Genomic DNA, 18,120 nt, shown 5'->3' with positions numbered 1-18,120 from the left:
TCCGACTTAAAAGTCGGGGCAAAAAAAAGTATGCAACACACATAGAAGTGGACACAAATATTAAGAAATCACAAAAGTTTCAATCAAATACAAAACGGAGAAAACAATGAAAAAAATATTATTAATCATTTTAACCGGAATGCTTCTCTTCGCATGCGCGCCCGACGAAGAAAAAGCAATTCAAGATAAGTTGATGTACGGTGAATTAACCGTAAAGAACAACACAGCTTATTACACAATGCCGCTTGGACTATGTGAAGACTGGCCTGAAGAAACAACTACTCGAGATATTTATGTAAATGATTTTGAATTGTTGAAAAGATCCGGCATAAAATATTTGCGAATATCATTCGGATGGGATGCAATCGAATATGAAAAAGATAAATACGATTGGCTCTTTTGGGATGACTTCGTAAAAACCGGTGTTGAAGAATACGGTATTACAATGATACCTTATGTTTGCTATACTCCCGCCTGGAATTCAACCGAACCAGTTGACTCAGCATTATATTGGAATATCCCGCCGGTTGATATGGAAGAATGGGGAGAGTTCATGTTCGACCTTACTACACGTTATAAAAAATGGATCAAAACTTGGGAGCTTTGGAACGAACCCGATATATGGATTTACTGGAGAACTCAAGATGTCGGACAATTTGCAGAGTTTCATAAAATTGGAGCCGATGCTGTTAGAAAAGCTGACCCCGAAGCTAAAATTGTTTTGGGTGGAATTGCTTATAGACCCGAATGGATTCAATCACTTTTTGAAGATCATGGATTAAGTCCTTATGTCGATATAGTAAATTGCCATAACTATTTTGAGACCTGGCATAAAAATCCTGTTGAAGAAATTACAAGCTATGTAAACGATGTATATAATGTAGTTGCCAAATATGGCAACAACCAACCAATTTGGATGGCTGAAGTCGGTTACAGTACTTTCCGTCAAGGATCTATGGTGTCAGATTCCTATACAGCATATTATGAATATGAACACACCCCAAATTATCAAGCTGTTGATATTGTTAAAAGAATTGCTCTTGTTCGCTCGACCGGACAAATAGATGCAATGGCTTGGTATGAAATAAAGGACTTACCACCGAGTGATGAAGTAATTGGTGATATTTATAATAACAAACACCTTGGTATTGCCTGGGCAGATCATTCACCCAAACCGGCAAACCAAGCATTGATCTTTGTAAATGAATTGTTCGCTGATCCTATAAAGAGTATCGGTGAAAGTGTGGTATCAAGTGCAGATGAAAAAAGTGACAGTCGTTACGTTGCATTCGAAAGAGAAAACGGTGATGTGATTTTATTTGCTTGGCTGCAAACTGTTCAATATGATAAGAGAACGGACGACAAAACCGGAATGGTTAAAGATACCCGCGTAGAAACAGTTAGTTACACAATCCCGTCAGCTTTAACGGGAACAGGGACACTTTACAACGAACTTGGTGAAGGCAGTGAATTTACATCTATCGAAAAATCCGATAATCAAACTGTTGTAAAAAATGTAACTCTTGAAGGCGGAAAAATAGCAGTGATGGAAATTAAGAAATAATTGTTAAACTCAACCCCCTGTGTCCTCCTTCTCTTTGTAAGAGAAGGGGGAATGAAAGGGGGATGAGTTATTTTAATAAGTTAAATAGATTACAAAGAATTATGATTACAATAAACTCAAAACCAATAACCGAAGACAACTTCATAAAATTCGGTAAGGTAGTTAAGTCACCCAAAGGTGAACCGACAGCACAGGCCACGGATTTCAAATTTTGGTCGGATATTGCAAATTATGAAATTGATGGAGCAACAGAAATCGGGATATGTACGGTTTACAAACAACCGAAAAGTATTATAAACGGAATGGAGCGGCATCTTGACACTCCCGAAATTTTAATTCCGATTGATGCGCCGTTTGTTCTTCCGTTATTAAAAGAAGGCGAAGCCGAAGAACAATCTGAGGCATTTCAAGTTGATATCGGTGAAGCTGTAGTAATCGATAAAGCAGTTTGGCACGGAGCATGTCTGCCAGTTGGAAAAGAAGAATCATCTTACTTTGTGATATTTAAAAAAGGAACACCTAACGAAGACGTTTACAAAAAAGATATAAAAGAAATCGAACTTCAATTTTGAAAAACAATTACGGTTAATATGAGGACAAACATTCAGTCAGATTCATTGCGAATCGATTTTGCAGAAGACTTTTCAATTGATGGTCTTTTTATTTTAAAAGAAAGCACAAAGGTTTGTGCCAATGGTGAGCAATCTATTATCATTAGAACTCACAATGCAGTTTCAGATCCGGCAGTGCTTCAAAAAGTTAAGTCAATTGAGAAAAACGAAAATTCAATTCAGTTCTATTTTGCGGATGAAGGCAAAGAATATTCAGCGATCGTGGAATTTTTTAAATCAAACAAAGGTGTGTTGGTTAAAGTTAAAGTCGAGGCACCACGCCCGATTTGGTTAGTGGAGTGGAAGTTAAATGGATTTGATTTTGACGAAGTATTGGTTCCTGCTTTGGGCGGTCAATCAATCAGCAAGGATATGCCGAAAGGGAAAACTCTTTCATACAAATATCCTTTCTGGTGGAATTCACAGTTTGTAATCGGCAAAACTATAAATGGTGGATTAATTTTCCGGTCTGAAGATAAATCAAACGAATTAAAATTGTTAAGAGTAAGTAAAACTAAAAATAATTTTGAAATTACATTCGGACACGAAGCCGCAGCTCCCCTTAATTCCAATCATCTTGAATATGAATTTTTTATAGAAGTATTTGAAGGTGATTGGAAATGTGGTGTTAATATTCACAAGAAATGGATGAAGGAAAATTTCAACTTGGTTGATTACAAAAAACATCCACATTATCCCGAGTGGATGGAAAATATAAATTTTATTCTTGAACCTTGGGGAGCAAGAAAAGGAACTAAAGCTCATCATACATTTGATCAAATAGTTGACCGACTTCATGATTGGAAAAAACTACACGATCCAAATCAAACTTTGCTATACTTGCCCGGCTATGCTCAGAACGGAGTTGATTCAAATGCTCCAAACTATGATCCAAGTGAACAATGTGGTGGACCTGAAAAATTCAAAGTTCTTGTAGATACTGCACATAGACTCGGCTATAAAGTAATGATTCACACAAATATTTTGGCAATGACTTTTGTTCATCCTTTGTATGAAGAATACAAAAAGTTTACAACAACCGATCCATGGGGACGAGAACTTACTTGGGGATTAGATATCGATGGTGATTGGCTGCCCGAACCTTTCTTTGCTTATATGAATCCAGGTTACAATGAATGGGGAGATTTGATGACTAAAGTTCTCGGAGATTTAATTAACAAGTATAAACTCGATGCAGTATTTGTCGATCAAACACTGCTTGCATTTAACAATAATCGAGGACCGAATTTTATTCAAGGAATGCACGATCATATTAAACGATTGCAAGAAGAATTCCCAAGGGTACTTTTTGCTGGAGAAGGTATTAACGAAAGAGTTCTGCCGAGACTGCCGGTTGTTCAAATTCATGGCATTGACAGTATTGCCGAAGTTCATGGAATGGATGACAGAGTTCAATGGCGAAACGTTCATCCAATTTCATCTTATTTGTTTGGTGATTACACAAAGTTTATGGCGCATCTTTTAACCAAACACACATCCGATCCGATGTTCAAACTGCAGGAGGAATCATATGCAAAGTTGAATGTCATTCCGTCATTAAGTCTCTATAGCTATGAACAAGAAATGGATACACCTGAAACTCGCAAGATGATTGAAAGAGCAAAAAGATTAAACAAGGAGTAATTATGAAACGTATTAAAACAGCGGTTATCGGTTCGGGATTTATGGGCGGTGCGCACATCGAAGCACTGCAGAGAATCGGTGGAGTTGATGTTGTTGCAATTGCTTCCGATGATAAAACCGGTGCAAGTGAATTACAATCAAAATATGATATTCCAAAGTATTATAAAGATTGGCAAGAATTAATGAATGATGATGAAGTTGAAGTAATACATAACTGTACTCCTAACTTTCTTCACTTTGAAATAAATAAAGCTGCAATCGAAGCAGGCAAACATATTCTTTCTGAAAAACCGTTAACTCTTACTGCAAATGAATCTGATCAACTTTTAGCACTATTGAAAAGGAAAAATGTAGTCAACGGAATCAACTTCAATTATAGATTTTATCCGTTGGTGCAGAACGCACGAGTTGAGATTGAAAAAGGAAATCTCGGCGATATTTATTTAGTTCACGGAAATTATTTACAGGATTGGCTTTACTACGATACCGATTACAATTGGAGATTGGAGACCGAGTTGAGTGGTACTTCACGCGCAATTGCTGATGTTGGTTCGCATTGGTGTGATACTGTTCAATTTGTAACTGGACAAAAAATTACACGTGTCTTCGCAAATTTGGTAACGATTCACAAGAAACGAAAAAAACCTACAAAACAAGTAGCAACATTTAAGGGGAAGGAAGAACTCGGTTCAACCGAGTATCAAGAAATTGAAATCAATACGGAAGATGCCGGTTCCGTTTTAATCCAATTTGAAAACGGAACTCAAGGAGTTTTCACTGTTTCGCAAGTTAGTGCGGGAAGAAAAAATCATTTTAGTTTTGATATTGACGGAAGTAAAAAAGCAATCTCTTGGAATCAAGAAAGACCGAATGAAATGTGGGTTGGTTATCGAGAGAAACCAAATGAAATACTTATTAAAGACCCTGCGTTGATTGACGAGAGTGTAAGAAAGTATGCGAGTTATCCCGGCGGACATCCTGAAGGTTATCCTGATGGACCAAAAAATTTATTTGCAAACTTCTATCAATTCATTCGCGAGGGAAAAGATCCGCAAAAAGAAAAATCGGATTTCCCCACATTCGCGGACGGACACATTGAAAACAAAATTGTAGAAGCAATTCTAAAAAGTAATAAAGAACAAATGTGGATTGAAGTCTAAAAAATTGCCGTCGGTTTTAACCGACGGGTTACAAAGAATTATCCTTGGTTTTGGCTTTAGCCACATTGTTTAAAAGTATATGGGTCTGAAGCCCTGAAAGTTTACAGTTATCACTGATACCGTCTGCTGAAGCAGACGGCAATAAATTGAAATACTTGAATTGAAAAATAAAACGGAGTATAAAATGAAATTAGGTTACATCACAGCTTGTTTCCCGAGTTTGAGTTTGGAAGAAATGGTAAAGTGGTCGGCTGATGCCGGATTCCAAACACTAGAACTTGCAGCTTGGCCGGTTGAAAGTGATAGAGATTATCAAGCTAGACAAATTGATGCAGCAAACTTTACGAAAGACGACGCAAAAAGAGTAAAGGATTTATTTACAGAAAACAATATGGAAATTTCTGCAATGGCTTATTATGATAATAACATGCATCCAGATTTAAAGAAAAGAGAATACTACATCAATCATCTTAAAAAAGTTATTGATACTGCAGAAATGTTGGATGTTGAGTTAGTCGGTACATTTGTCGGAAGCAGACCCGATAAGACACCGACGGAAAATATGAAAGAAATCGGTGAAGTTTTTCGTGACATATTAAAGTATGCTGAAGATAAAGGCAGAAAAATAATGATTGAAAACTGTCCGATGGAAAACTGGGTTCAATTCGGACTTCCGGGCAACTATGCATATTCGCCTGAACTTTGGGAAGCATTATTCAATGAAGTACCGAGTGATAATTTCGGATTGAACTTTGATCCCTCACATCTATACTGGCTCGGCATTGACCACATTGCAGCATTAAGAGAATTCAAATCAAAAATATTTCACGCTCACGCAAAGGATACAGAAATCTTAGATGACGGAGTTTACAGTTACGGTCTCTTCGGAAAACAAATAGATCCGACACCTTGGAAATCCGGCTGGTGGCGTTACAGAATGCCAGGCTGGGGAGAAATAGATTGGCAGAAATTTATCTCAGCTTTACAAGAAGAAGGATATGATAATGTTCTTTCAATCGAGCATGAAGACCCGGTTTGGGAAGGTTCGGTTGAGAAAACAAAGAAAGGTTTGCAGCTAGGACTCAAACATTTATCTCAATTTGTGATATAAAAATTTACGGAGTTATTAATGATAAATCTTATAAAAGGAAATTACGTTCCATTCGGTTCTCAATATTATAGAGCTCCCTCACCGCATCGTGAGGATTGGGATCGTGACTTAAATCGAATGTCTGAACTCGGTTTTAATACGATAAAATATTGGATTCAGTGGCGATGGAATAATCCAGCTGAAGGTGAATATTATTTTGACGACATTGATGAGTTAATGGACTTAGCACGGAAGTATAACTTAAAGGTTATGCTTAATACAATTTTTGATGTTGCTCCGGCTTGGATTTATGAAAAATATGAAGATGCGTCGATGGTAACTTTAAGCGGAAGAAAAATCGGTCCGCAGACTCAGCCGCATCGTCAAATTGGCGGACTTGGTTACTGTTTTAATCACGATGGTGTAAGCAAACACTTTTTCGATTTCTTGGCAGCATCAGTAGAAAGATATAAAGATCATCCAGCTCTTGAAATTTGGAATGTAGGCAGCGAACCGGAATTGACAAGCAGCATGGCAGAGATGCGGGATTATGCAAACGACTTAAACAAAATGGGCGATATGCTCTGCTTCTGTGATAACTGCAAAACTAAATTCAAAAAATGGTTAAGCACAAAGTATAATTCAATCGAACAATTAAACATAAGCTGGAATAGAAATTATACATCATTTGAGCAAGCTGAAATTCCGTTAACAAGAAATACATTCAATGATATGATTGATTGGAGAATGTTTTTCGTTTACACTCTCGGTGAAAATGTTAAGAAAAGATTTGAAGTAGCAAAAGAGATTGACAAAGGAAAACATCCTTTAATGTGTCATCACGTTTTCATTCAAGGATTTCCCGTTACTTCAACAGCAAGCGATCCTTGGAATGTCGGACAATACGGCGACTTGCACGGTTTTACTCAAATGGATGATGCTGCGATGATTGATATTCTTCGTTCGTGTGCGAGAGGCAAACCTGTTATCTCCGCTGAAATGTTAATGCTTCCCGGCTACACACTTAATTTGCCGGATATAATTGATGCAGATGATATTAAGAAATTCATTTTCAGCGGTGTTGCCGGTAATCAAAAAGGATTCATCTTTTGGCAGTATCGCCCCGAAATTCTCGGAAGAGAAGCCCCAACATGGGGACTTTCTTATCTCGATGGAGACGAAACTTCAAACTTAAAAGCTTATGCCGAAGTCGGAAAAGTCTTAAATAAAAATGTTGATTTAGTGATGGACGGCGAACCGGAAAAAGCTGAAGTGGCGATTATGTATAATCCCGAAAACCAAGTATTTGCTTGGGCTTCAACCGGCAGAGAAGGAAGTGCAACCGATTCCATTTTAGGAATACACAAAGCACTCTATGAAAGAAACATTACAAGTGACTTTTTACATCCGAAAGACTTTGAAAATGGTGAACTCGATAACTATAAAGTTCTTGTTCTTCCTTTCCCTTATTTAATTAACAAAAAGATTGCTGAACAAATTAAAACTTGGGTTGAAAAAGGCGGAGTAATTTTAAGCGAAAGTTACACTGCCGGATGGAATAAAGAAGGTGGACATCACGAAAAAACAGTTCCAGGTTACGGACTTCACGAAGTTTTTGGAATCAAACAGCGTGATGTTGAACCAGCTGATGATAACAACGATGTAGAAATAGAACTAACAGCTGATTTACCGTTACTCAAAAAAGGTGCAAAAGTAATCGGAAGTTTTGTTAAAGAAACTTTTGAAATCAATGGTGCAAAGGCTTTGGCAAAATTTAAAGATGGTAAAGCAGCGATCACTATTTCAAATTACGGTAAAGGTAAGGCAATTCAAATCGGTTCATATGCCGGAATGAATTATCACAGAAAAGGCATTGATGAAATCGGAAGACTCTTCCCATCATTAATCGAATATGCAATTGACCTCAATAAACCAAAAGTAAAAGATGATGTTAAGGTAAGAGTTGATACATTGAAAGACGTAAAGAGTTTGATGCTCATTCTTCAAAATAAAGAAGTGAAAGAAGTGAGTTCTGAAGTTGTTTTTAATTATGATAAAGAAATTGAGTTGACAGAGCAGTTTACCGGTGAAAAGTTAAAACTCACAAAAACAAATAACGGTGTTTCATGTTCATTCGGTTTGAGAGCTAAGGAGGTAAAGGTTTACTGTGGGTAAATTCTCTCTTCCTTCTTATAATTGGTCGGGCAACGTTAAGCGAAACTTTATTTTAAACGTTTTTGATGGAGCAATTTTTGCATTTGCTATGAACTTTGCTGCTTTAAATACTGTAATACCTGTGTACATTAAAAAAATCGGCGGTACAAATTTGGCAGTCGGTTTAATTCCAGTTATCTGGATAATCGGTTTTCATCTTCCGCAGATTTTTACAGCAAATTATGTGAGAAGACATTCCGAGAAAAAGAGAATTGTAATGTTCACCGCATTTATGCAAAGAATACCGTGGCTGATTCTTTCATTGTTAAGTTTTTTTGTTATCTATAAAGTAGATACGCAATTAGGGCTGCTCATTTTTTTTATAGGATTTTTACTTGCTTCTTTAGGTGGTGGAATGAATCTGCCCGCTTGGTTTGATTTACTTACAAAAATTACTCCGACTCATATACGTGGTAGGTTGTTTGCTTTCAGAGTTACTCTTGGTGCTGTGATGGGTATCTTCGCCGGGTACGCTTCAAAACAAGTTCTCGATAATGTGCAGTACCCGGCTAATTTTTCGCTTTTGTTTGGAATCGCCTTTGTCGTAATGATGATTTCTTATGTCTTTCTAGCATCAATTAAAGAGGAAAAAATCAATACTGTTGCTAAAGCAATTCATTGGAAAGATTTTTTAAAAGGGCTTCCTCAAATTTTAAAAAATGAAAGAAACTATCGAAATTATTTGATTGCAGATGTTCTGATGATTCTCGCAGGAATGGCAAATGCGTTTTACACAGTTTACGCGTTTGAAAAGTTTAATCTTACTTCCGGCTACGCGGGTGATTTTACAATTGTGATGATGACTGCAACGGTGTTTGCTAGTCTATTGTTCGGGTTCTTAGCGGATAAGTACGGACATCGAATTAATCTTTTCTTCGGTGCATTGTTTACCGCAATTGCTTGTTTGCTCGCAATAATTAGTCAGACGCTATTTCTTTATTACTCAGTGTTTGTTTTCTCTGCGATGACGATTGCACTAATTCAAGTATCGCGAATAACAATAATCGCAGAACTTTCACCTCAAGAAGAAACATCGACATATGTTTCATTAACCAATGTAATTACCGTTCCGTTCGTGTTGTCCGGAATTTTAGCCGGATGGCTAGCCGATTTGTTTGGTTACATTCCGGTCTTCGTTTTAGCAGGATTTTTTGCAGTTCTTTCTGCTTATTGGTTTTTGTTCATAATGAAGGAACCACGATTTCATCAAACAACTAATTTGAGTCAATAATGGATAGAAGAAAATTCATTAAAAATACTTTGATCGGAAGTATTGGGACAATCGCTGCAGCAAATTCAATTTTATCTGCCCCTTCTATTTTAACTTCATCGCGAGTTTCGAAAAGCACACTCGGAGGTGAATTAATTTTTAAACCAATGTTTGTTCAAAAAGGAATGGGTCCGCATCTATACGATTTAGTTTGGGCAACCGATAAAGATTGGGATACGTTTTATTCAAATATTGAACTTGCTCCGGATGGAATTAAAATCTCTGATTCTAAAGGAAAACAAAAATTCGGAATCAACGCAAGATGGAATGTAGAAGGATTCGGTTATACAAACATAACGGCAGATAATGGTGGCGAATTTTATGAACTTCCACCGGAAGGGAAATCACAAGAGTTTATTTTGCAATATGAATTTGCAAAGAGTCGTGTTGCAAGAAACAAAAGAAGAATAAAACTTCACTCGATAAATGGATGGCAGCCATCAACAGAATCTGCCGGATTACATGCATTCTCCCAAACACTGTTTGAAGATGCAACAAAGTATAAAAACGATAAAGAAAAATGTGCGGAGCTCTCACAAAAAAGTTTGATGTATGCATTATGGGCTTCCGAAAAAATTGAACTTGATAAAGCCAATTATGAAATCGCAAGAATGGGTAAAAGGAATGATTTCTTTATCGGCTGTGATGCAAGAGCATTTTATCAAATGGATCAAGATATATTTTTGGAAAACTTTGTTCCGCTGTTCAATTATGCCAACATAACTTTTGTCCCGCAAAGTAATAATGCTATAAATAGAGACTTCGAACCACAGCGGGGTAAACACAATTTTACAATCCGTGAACATTTAATTGATACTCTTGCCGAACACGGAATTAAATCACAGGGAAGATTAATGTATTGGTTTCATGATTGCTGTATGCCCGATTGGATGCAAGGAATGAAATATGATGAACTTCTAAAATATGTAGATGAAAACACAAGAAAAGTTACCAAGCATTACGGCGAAAAAATGTATGCTTGGGAAATGGTTAACGAACTTCACGACTGGGCTAATGAATTTCATCTTGATCATGAACAGATTAACGAACTAACTGGAATTATAACAGACGCTGCAAAAGAAACCGTTCCTAAGGTTAAAAGGACAATTAATAGCTGCTGTCCTTTTGCGGAATATGTCGGAATGAAAAGTTATTCCGGTTCTCCTGCATCACATCCACAAAGAACACCGGTGCAGTTTACGAGAGATATTTTAGATGCCGGAATCGACATAGATATTATCGAACAGCAAATGTATTTCCCGTACAGAGATTTACAAGATACAATTATGCTTATTGAACGATATGAAGAATTTGGCAAACCTATGCACATTTCTGAAATCGGTTGCCCGGGCGGACCAACTGAGTACTCGGTTAAAATGACTAACCAACCTTTCCCGTCTGAAGAACCATATTTATGGCATCATCATTGGGATGAAGAAACACAAGGTGATTGGATTGAACAGATCTATACATTGATCTACAGTAAGCCGTACATAAAAGCCGGCAACTGGTTCGATTTTGTTGAGCCGCATTCTTATATGCAGAACGGTGCTCTATTAAAAAATATAAGGGGGGAAAAGAAAGCCTCGTATCATAGATTCAAAAAAGTGGTTGATAGGTTTATATAAAATTAATTCTTCTGATGAATTGCCGTCTGCTTTAGCAGACGGATAAAGTAAAGAGAAAGTAGATGGGCTTCAGCCCCATAGTTCTTAATTAGAATGTGGCTAAAGCCAAATGTGATTTGAATTATTAGCATCCGTCGGTTAAAACCGACGGCAATAACTGCAAACAACACATTAAGGAAAAATAAAATGAGAAGACGAGATTTTCTGCGCAATACAATGTTAACCGGTGTCGGTTTGTCTGTCGGTTCAACTATACTAGGAGCACCAACTGTCCTTACACCAAAACGCACCAATTACAACACAGAGAAAGGAAGACTGGTTTTTAAACCTGTGTTTGTACAAAGCGGCAAAGGTCCGCATCTACTCGATTGGGCTTATGCTTCCGATCATAACTGGGATGCTTTCCATTCAAATATAACTTCTGATAACAAAGGTGTTGTAATAAGTGATACTGAAGGAACAGAAAAATTCGGTATCGATGTACGCTGGCACGTAGAAAATTTTGGATACATATTTATTACCGCTGATAACGGAGGAGAGTTTTATACACTTCCCGAAAAAGGAAAAACCAAAGAACTCAATCTCAACTACGAATTGGCAAAGAGCAGAGTTTATAGAAACAGAAAACGAAAAGGAAATTTTGAACCCTCAAGAGAAGTTGCATCACTGCTTGATTTATCAGAAGAGCTTTTAGAGGATTCAAAAAAATCAATTGGCAACGAATATAAGTTTTCGCAGCTAGCACAAAACTCCCTTTACTATGCAATGGTAGCCGGAGAAAAACTTGAATTAGAAAAAGCAAACTCTGCAATTCTTAAAACCGGTTATCGCCCCGATTTCTTTGTTGGATGTGATGCACGCGGTTACTTGCAAATGGATCCCGATGTTTTCATGGAATTATTTACGGAAGCTTTCAACTATGCAACTATTACACATTATTTAATCAGTGAAAAATATCAGAACTTCGAAACACACGAAGGTAAAAAGCAATTCAATTTAAGAACGGCACTTCATAAAGAATTAAGAAAGAAAGATATAACAGTTGAGGGAAGACCCCTTTTCTGGTTTTATAACACAGTAACACCAGATTGGTTAAGAAATAAATCATATGATCAACTGTTAAAATATGTTGAATCTCATACCAAAGAAGTAGTAGGACATTATGGTGATGGTATGTACGCGTGGGAAGTTGTGAACGAAGCTCACGATTGGGCAAATGAATTACAATTAACTCCTGATCAAATTGTTGAAGTAACAAAACTCGCTTGTGATGTTGCTAAAGATACAGCACCAAATGTTCATAGATTAATCAACAACTGCTGTCCGTTTGCGGAATATGTTCAACTTAAAAAATGGGGTGAACTAGATGCAAAATATCCACAGCGTACACCGGTTAAATTTATGCAAGATTTAGTAGATGCCGGAGTTGATTTTACTATAACCGGTCAACAAATGTATTTCCCGTATCGTGATCTTCAAGACACAATTATTTTAATTGAAAGACATGAGCAATTCGGAAGACCTGTTCAATTAACCGAAGTCGGAGCTTCATCAGGTCCAACAAAAGCTTCAATAAATGATGGAAGACTTGGATTATCGAATGAACCATACATCTGGCATCGTCACTGGGATCAAAATTTACAAGCTGAATGGCTTGAAGGATTATATACTTTAGCTTACAGCAAACCTTGGATTGAAGCAGTTAACTGGTATGATTTTGTTGATCCTTATTCATGGATAAAAGAAGGTGGTTTACTTGAATCACCGAATGGAGAAAAGAAAGAATCATATAACAGAATTATTGAGTTGCAAAAAAGATGGAAATCACTCGGAACTAAACAAGGATAAAAATGAGGCGAAGAGATTTTATAAGAAATTCTACGTTAGCCGGAGTCGGAGGGCTGGTCGCAGCAAATTCATTATTTAGTGCACCGACTATCTTAACAAAACCTCGTGTTCCAAAATCAACCGAACAGGGAACACTTGTTTTCAAACCATACGTAGTGCAGAATGGAAGCGGTCCGCATTATGGAATGGTAAATTCGCTAGACTCCTTAGGTGAAAAAGACTGGGCATTTCCTCAATGGGCTTTTGCAAGTGATGAAAATTGGGATGCTTTCTATTCTAATATTTTTGCATATCCCGACGGAGTAAAAATTTCAAACTCCGAAGGGCGAGATAAAATAGGAATCAATGTAAGATGGAATGTTGAGGGATTCGGTTTCATTTATATGACAGCAGACAACGGCGGTGAGTTTTACGAACTTCCTTCAATCGGTAACGAGAAGCAGTATAATTTAAATTTCGAATTGGCAAAATCTCGTCTGGTTAAAAACCGTGAACGTTACAACCAATTTATGAAAGAAGGTTACTTCCCCGAAAAGGACGTAAAAGCATATCTCGATTTAAGCGAAGAATATTTTCATGATGCACAAAGAGTAAGTGCCGATGAGTGGAAACGAGCACAGCTATCACAGAAATCTCTCTACTATTCGATGTGGGGAGGCGAAATGCTCGAACTCGATAAAGCAAGAAAAGATATTGTACTTCGCGGACATCGCTCCGACTTTTTCATCGGATGTGATACAAAAGGTTATCCGCATATGGATAAAGATTACTTCCTCGATATGTTCAGTGATATTTTTAACTATGCAACAATAACACACTACTTACCACGATTCGAAAAAGAAGAAGGTAAATACACTTATCTTGATAGAGACGAACAGTTTCGAGAATTAAGAAAACGAGGAGTTACTGTTGAAGGAAGACCAATATTTTGGTCCGCGGATTGTTGTATGCCCGATTGGATAATGAAGAAAAGCTATCCAGAACTATTAAAATATTTAGAAAGACACACTCGTGAAGTTGTAAGTCATTACGGTGATGAAATGTACGCTTGGGAAATTATAAACGAAGCACATGATCCGGGCAACCCATTAAAATTAACTCCCGATCAAATGGTAGAAATTGCAAAACTTATCGCGGATGTAGCAAAGGATACAAATCCCAAAGTTCATCGATTAATAAACAACTGTTGTATCCAAGCTGATTATGTTCAGCTGATGGATTGGAGCACTGTTCCTGAACGATATGATATAATTACTCCGCACAGATTTATAAAAATGTGTCACGAAGCCGGAGTTGATTTTGATATAACCGGACAGCAGTTGTATTTCCAATATACTAATCGCGACTTAGCCGATAACATTAGAATGACCGAAAGATTGAAAAAGTACGGAAGACCTGTGCAGATTACTGAGATTGGTACAACTGCAGGACCGACAAAAGAATCAATCATGTCCGGTGAAGTTGGAATACCGGAGCTTCCTTATCCTTGGCATCGCCATTGGGATGATGAACTTCAAGCAGATTGGATGGAGCAGATTTATACAATTTTTTATGCAAAAGATTGGGTGGAAGCAATTAATTGGTATGATTTTGTTGATCCGTATTCATTTATAGATAACGGTGGATTTTTAAAATCCCCCGAAGGCCCTGCTAGACCAATTTATGATAGATTGAAAAATATGCAAAAGTATTGGAAGAGTTTATAGAAAAATTACCGTTCGCTTTAGCGAACGGAAAAGTAGAATAAAAAAAGAATTAATGGGCTTTAGCCCCATCGAGTTTTTGCAATACGGCTAAAGCCAAACATTAAAATGATTACTCAATCCGTCGATTGAAACCGACGGCAATATTCACTAACAAAAGATTAATAACTATGCCACAATCAAAGCTAACATTCAAACCACACTTTGTACAAAACGGACGTGGTCCGCACATCGAGGAATTTGTATTTGCTACTGATCAATATGGTGATGTTTTCAAATCAGATATAAAATTAGATAAAGAGGGAATTGTAATAACCGATTCAGCCGGAGTTGAAAAGTTTGGAATAAACTTACGCTGGAATGTGGAAGGATATGGATATTTATTTATCAATGCTGATAACGGTGGTGAGTTTTATTCTTTGGAAAAATCTAGATCAAAAGAGTTGAATCTGAATTATGAGTTAGCTAATACTAGAGTTAAAAGAAACGAAAAAAGACTGCAAAAATTTTTGAGTGAAGGATTCATTCCATCGAGAGAAGTGAAAACACTTCACGAACTTTCGCAAGAATATTTAAGTGATGCAGAGAAAACAAAAGAGTCAAACGGGAATATAACTGCTGTAAAATCACAAAGAGCACTAAAACATGCTTTATGGGTAAGTGATTTACTCGAATTAGAAAAAGCAAAATTTGATGTAGCAAATATTGGTTATAGAAAAGATTTCTACTTCGGCTGTGATACACGCGGATATTTTCAAATGGATAAGAATCTTTTCTTAGATAGATTCACCGAACTCTTTAATTACGCAACCATAACACATTACTTAAAAGGTGATGTGGTTGATTTCGAACCTCAAGAAGGAAAGAAACAATTTAGAGAACGTGATGAACTGCTCGATAAACTTTTAGATAAAGGAATAACTGTTGAAGGCAGACCGCTTTTCTGGGTTCACACCTGGGTTACACCTGATTGGCTAAAGAAAAAATCATACAAGGATTTATTACAGTATGTTGAAGACCATGTTCACACTGTAGTTTCTCATTACGGTAATAAGATAAAAGTATGGGAAGTTGTAAATGAAATGCATGATTGGGCAAACGAACTGCAGCTTAATCATGAACAAACAATAGAACTTACTAAAATTGCTTTTGATACAGCACGAAAAACAAATCCAAACATTCAATTATTGTTAAATAACTGCTGTCCATTTGGTGATTATGTTCAAAAAGGTAAGTGGCATGATATAGAAGCAAAATATCCGCAACGAACACCGCATCAATTTACTAAACAGCTTATCGAAGCCAGTGTCGATTTCGATGTTGTAGGTGTTCAAGTTTATTTTACTCATCGTTCTGCAGCTGATCAAATTTTGCAGATTGAACGCTATAAAGAATTTAATAAAATAGTTCATCTCGCAGAAGTCGGCTCTCCTTCTATCGGAATTAAACAGGAGTTTATTGATAAGGAAGAAGGAAGCTTTTCACAATATCCTTACGAATGGCATCGTCATTGGGATGAGGAATTACAAGGTGATTGGCTAGAATATACTTTCACTTATGCATATGGACAAAAATTTATTGAAGCAGCTAACTGGTATGATTTTGTTGATCCGTACGGATTCTTGAAAAGTGGCGGCATCCTTCGTTCACCAAAAGGTGAAAAGAAAGCAGCAGTTGACCGGTTGATAAAACTGCAAAAACAATTCAAATCTCTTAAATGAAAGGAAAATAAATGCGCGAATCGAGAAGAAATTTTGTTAAAAAAGGGTTGATGGCTTCGGCTGCATTTACAACTCTTCCGTTGATCGATAGATCATCAAACATATTTGCACAAACCAACAGAGAACTTTCGATTAAATCATATCCGCACGAATGGATGGGTGAAACAACTTGGGTATATCTAGCCGATGAAAATGTTGATCCGTTTAAATCAACTGTTCGTTTCAATCAAGGGTCGGTTGTTATTGATGAACTAGACTCGTTGAAAGGAAAACGATTTTCAATTAATGCTCTTTGGTTCGTGGAAGGATTCGGAAACGTTGTTCTAGATGCAACTAACGGCGGTAAGCTATACAGTATTGATGATTTTCCATCCGAGTCAAATCTAAATTATGAATTCGCTCTTTCGCGTGTCGTTAGAAATAGAGAAGTAAAAAAACGTTATGAGTTAATGGGTACTAAATTCTCAAGCGAAGTTGAACATTTAGTTAACTTAGGAGAAGACCTTTGCAACGATGCAAAACAAAAAATAAATAATGGACCGAAGAGTGGTGAAGTTGCTAACCGCGCATTGAATTATATCCTTTGGGCTGGAGAAAAAATTGAACTTGAGCACGCCCGTCAACAAATTGAGATTCAAAAGCGAACAGATAAAGTTTATTTCGGTTGTGAGTCGCGCCAATACATTTGGGCTAAGTCAGAAGACATGACAAAGAGATTTGTTGAATTGTTCAATTTTGCAACTGTGACACACTATATATGGGATACATGGTATCCGCTCTTCGAACCTAAAGAAGGCGATCATAAATTTGGAATTAAAGATGACATTGTTGGATGGCTTGAAGATCATAATATAACAATTGAAGGACGACCGCTTTTTTGGTTCCATCCTGTCGTAACACCAGATTGGCTTAAGAATAAAAACTTCTCTCATTTAAAAGATTATGTTAAAAGTCATACTGAAACCGTAGTTGGACATTACGGTAATAAGCTTGCCAGTTGGGAAGTTGTGAACGAATATCATGATTGGGCTAACATTCATCATCACACTCCGGCTCAAATTTCAGAGATAACAAAACTGGCTTGTGATACCGTTAAGGAAGTAAATCCAAATGTCAAACGATTAATCAATAACTGCTGTCCATGGGCCGAATATGCCGCACGAGGGAGATACGCAAGGTCTAGTGAAGCAGCAGATAGGCCGTTACGTTCACCAAGAAAATTTATGGAAGATTTAATTAACGACGGTGTCGATTTCGACATACTCGGTATTCAAATTTATTTCCCACAACGCGATTTGTCCGACATAGTTCGTTTACTTGAAAGGTTAGATAAATTCAACAAACCGATTTATATCACTGAGATCGGCGCATCAGCTGGTTATTATGAACAAGCAATAAAGATGGATGAAATGGATATCGAAGACGCACCTTATCAATGGCACCGAAGATGGGATGAAGAACTTCAAGCTGATTGGCTGGAAGAAGTATATACACTTTATTATGCACGCAAAAATGTTCAAGCAATAAATTGGTATGACTTCTCCGACTTCAGACCGTTTATTAGAAACGGTGGATTAGTTCGCGAAGACGCATCACCGAAACGATCATTTTATAGATTAAAAGAACTCCTTGATAAATGGGGAAGATTACCGAAATCATAAAGAAAG

12 protein-coding genes are annotated in these 18,120 nt (G+C 37.0%); all 12 read left to right on the top strand.

Going from position 1 to position 18,120, the window contains the following annotated elements; all coding sequences use genetic code 11:
- The first annotated feature begins 106 nt into the window (after nt 1–106).
- The 12 genes from QY331_13615 to QY331_13560 all read left to right on the top strand — a co-directional run bounded on the left by QY331_13615 (nt 107) and on the right by QY331_13560 (nt 18,114).
- Nucleotides 107–1,564, top strand: a complete 1,458-nt coding sequence (locus tag QY331_13615; protein ID WKZ68993.1) for a hypothetical protein — start codon at nt 107–109, stop codon at nt 1,562–1,564.
- Nucleotides 1,565–1,626: 62 nt separating this feature from the next.
- On the top strand, nt 1,627–2,136 hold the full coding sequence (locus QY331_13610; protein ID WKZ68992.1) for an ureidoglycolate lyase: 510 nt from the start codon (nt 1,627–1,629) through the stop codon (nt 2,134–2,136).
- Nucleotides 2,137–2,154: 18 nt separating this feature from the next.
- A complete protein-coding gene (locus QY331_13605) occupies nt 2,155–3,819 on the top strand; it encodes a DUF6259 domain-containing protein (GenBank protein ID WKZ68991.1) in 1,665 nt (554 codons plus the stop codon).
- 2 nt (nt 3,820–3,821) lie between these two features.
- A complete protein-coding gene (locus tag QY331_13600; protein WKZ68990.1) occupies nt 3,822–4,979 on the top strand; it encodes a Gfo/Idh/MocA family oxidoreductase in 1,158 nt (385 codons plus the stop codon).
- Nucleotides 4,980–5,163: 184 nt separating this feature from the next.
- Complete coding sequence (locus tag QY331_13595; protein WKZ68989.1) at nt 5,164–6,090, top strand: sugar phosphate isomerase/epimerase family protein; 927 nt, start codon at nt 5,164–5,166, stop codon at nt 6,088–6,090.
- An 18-nt stretch (nt 6,091–6,108) separates the two neighbouring features.
- Nucleotides 6,109–8,244, top strand: coding sequence for a beta-galactosidase (locus QY331_13590; GenBank protein ID WKZ68988.1), 2,136 nt, complete (start codon nt 6,109–6,111; stop codon nt 8,242–8,244).
- Nucleotides 8,237–9,514: an MFS transporter gene (locus QY331_13585; GenBank protein ID WKZ68987.1), complete on the top strand. Its 1,278-nt coding sequence runs from the start codon at nt 8,237–8,239 to the stop codon at nt 9,512–9,514. Before QY331_13590 ends, QY331_13585 begins: the two co-directional genes overlap by 8 nt.
- Complete coding sequence (locus QY331_13580) at nt 9,514–11,181, top strand: endo-1,4-beta-xylanase (protein ID WKZ68986.1); 1,668 nt, start codon at nt 9,514–9,516, stop codon at nt 11,179–11,181. The genes QY331_13585 and QY331_13580 overlap by 1 nt, the downstream gene beginning before the upstream one ends.
- Nucleotides 11,182–11,367: 186 nt before the next feature.
- The gene (locus tag QY331_13575) at nt 11,368–13,029 is read left to right on the top strand and encodes an endo-1,4-beta-xylanase (protein WKZ68985.1); all 1,662 of its coding nucleotides are present in this window, start codon (nt 11,368–11,370) and stop codon (nt 13,027–13,029) included.
- A gap of 2 nt (nt 13,030–13,031) precedes the next feature.
- Nucleotides 13,032–14,735 carry an endo-1,4-beta-xylanase gene (locus QY331_13570; protein ID WKZ68984.1) on the top strand — a complete coding sequence of 568 codons (1,704 nt, stop codon included), beginning with the start codon at nt 13,032–13,034 and terminating at the stop codon, nt 14,733–14,735.
- 167 nt (nt 14,736–14,902) lie between these two features.
- Nucleotides 14,903–16,453 (top strand): endo-1,4-beta-xylanase, encoded by a 1,551-nt coding sequence (locus QY331_13565; GenBank protein WKZ68983.1) that lies wholly within the window; start codon nt 14,903–14,905, stop codon nt 16,451–16,453.
- 11 nt (nt 16,454–16,464) lie between these two features.
- The gene (locus QY331_13560) at nt 16,465–18,114 is read left to right on the top strand and encodes an endo-1,4-beta-xylanase (GenBank protein ID WKZ68982.1); all 1,650 of its coding nucleotides are present in this window, start codon (nt 16,465–16,467) and stop codon (nt 18,112–18,114) included.
- Nucleotides 18,115–18,120 lie beyond the last annotated feature (6 nt).

This window comes from Melioribacteraceae bacterium, from assembly GCA_030584085.1.
Classification (GTDB): domain Bacteria; phylum Bacteroidota; class Ignavibacteria; order Ignavibacteriales; family Melioribacteraceae; genus SURF-28.
This window is presented reverse-complemented; position numbering and strand designations above follow the sequence as displayed.

Coding starts and splice junctions, on each gene's coding strand:
- QY331_13615 (WKZ68993.1), top strand. CDS start 107: ATGAAAAAAATATTATTAATCATTTTAACCGGAATGCTTCTCTTCGCA.
- QY331_13610 (WKZ68992.1), top strand. CDS start 1,627: ATGAGTTATTTTAATAAGTTAAATAGATTACAAAGAATTATGATTACA.
- QY331_13605 (WKZ68991.1), top strand. CDS start 2,155: ATGAGGACAAACATTCAGTCAGATTCATTGCGAATCGATTTTGCAGAA.
- QY331_13600 (WKZ68990.1), top strand. CDS start 3,822: ATGAAACGTATTAAAACAGCGGTTATCGGTTCGGGATTTATGGGCGGT.
- QY331_13595 (WKZ68989.1), top strand. CDS start 5,164: ATGAAATTAGGTTACATCACAGCTTGTTTCCCGAGTTTGAGTTTGGAA.
- QY331_13590 (WKZ68988.1), top strand. CDS start 6,109: ATGATAAATCTTATAAAAGGAAATTACGTTCCATTCGGTTCTCAATAT.
- QY331_13580 (WKZ68986.1), top strand. CDS start 9,514: ATGGATAGAAGAAAATTCATTAAAAATACTTTGATCGGAAGTATTGGG.
- QY331_13575 (WKZ68985.1), top strand. CDS start 11,368: ATGAGAAGACGAGATTTTCTGCGCAATACAATGTTAACCGGTGTCGGT.
- QY331_13570 (WKZ68984.1), top strand. CDS start 13,032: ATGAGGCGAAGAGATTTTATAAGAAATTCTACGTTAGCCGGAGTCGGA.
- QY331_13565 (WKZ68983.1), top strand. CDS start 14,903: ATGCCACAATCAAAGCTAACATTCAAACCACACTTTGTACAAAACGGA.
- QY331_13560 (WKZ68982.1), top strand. CDS start 16,465: ATGCGCGAATCGAGAAGAAATTTTGTTAAAAAAGGGTTGATGGCTTCG.